Annotated in this window: 2 protein-coding genes; both read left to right on the forward strand. The window is 42.4% G+C overall.

Features of this window, described 5'->3' with window-relative positions; translation table 11 throughout:
- The first annotated feature begins 25 nt into the window (after window positions 1-25).
- Window positions 26-415: a hypothetical protein gene (locus tag HXY34_14065; protein NWF97259.1), complete on the forward strand. Its 390-nt coding sequence runs from the start codon at window positions 26-28 to the stop codon at window positions 413-415.
- Between the two features lie 54 nt (window positions 416-469).
- Window positions 470-1272: hypothetical protein (locus HXY34_14070; GenBank protein NWF97260.1), on the forward strand; the 803-nt coding region annotated here is incomplete at its 3' end.

The raw sequence follows: 1272 nt of genomic DNA on the forward strand, positions 1-1272 counted from the left end.
AAACGACTGGCCCAGTGGTTCAACGTTGGGAGCCAACGCAACATGGGTTAGCTTGGCCCTCAAGGCATATCCGAACGCCACTTTGACGTATGAGCAACCCCTTAACGTGAGCAACACTGACTCAGTTAGTCACACTTTCAGACTACGCCATGTTTCGATTACGCCTGCTTCTGGACAGCCGGAGATTGGCAACTTTACGTTCATCAACTTTATCGTAATGGACACAGCCGGAGTTTCTCAGGCTTCATTCAACTATACAATAACAGGGACGACATGGAACACGCCGTCTCCAACATCATATCTGACATTGCCGGGCAGTACACAGTGGATTATCTACGTTGAAACAAAGGCTACAGCTGGAGCAAACAGTGACATCGTGGCCAACCTACAGATAGCAGTAGACGTGCAAGAATAGCAGTAAATGTACAAGAATAGACTCCTCCCTATTTTTCCCAATCTAGGTGAAAATATGATGAGGGTAAAAGTAAGTCTAGATTATAAGAGGATTCTAAATTTGATTTGGCTAGTGTTAACTTTCTTCGTTTTATTATGTAACTTGCTGTGCAATGCGGCTGGAAGCCCATATTCTTCTATGACGAAGCAAGCTTATGCAACGGTTACCTCGCCAACTGTCATTCTCAAAGAAGGTAACTATTCTGACACAAGCACAATCTGTACAAACAATACAAGTGCAAAGGTTAACGTTACGGCTCCGCTGTTTGATTACGTGGACAACGACGATTCTGATGTAGATTCTAGTTCTGATAAAGGAACGCATTCAAATTTCACAGCTCAACAGTATGGTCCAGACGTAATCTATGACACCTTAACTGAAGAAAGTACAGTTTTAAATGTCAATGATACTGAAAACTTTGTAGATAACAATGCAAGTGACGTAGATGGAAGCCCAGACAAAGGTACGCATAGCAACTTTACTGCACAACAATATGAAGACTCTTTCTTTGACACTTTGACGGAAGAAAAGACAAATACCAATTTCTTAGTCAAAAAAGGAACGTTCACAAAAGCCACAACTACTGGAACGCAGACAATTACAGGTATCGGCTTTGAACCCAAAGCCGTTATTTTCTGGTGGACAAGACAAACATCATTCGGCGAACTAGCCGCGATCCATGTTGGTTATGGATTCGCAACCCATTACGGAGCAACATACCAAAATTGTGGTGCTGCGTTTGCCTCCAATGATAATGCTGCCAATTCAAATACTGGAAGACGAAGGTCTGAGACATATTCTATTATAATCCTATCTAC

The organism is Candidatus Thorarchaeota archaeon (assembly GCA_013388835.1).
Taxonomy (GTDB): domain Archaea; phylum Asgardarchaeota; class Thorarchaeia; order Thorarchaeales; family Thorarchaeaceae; genus JACAEL01.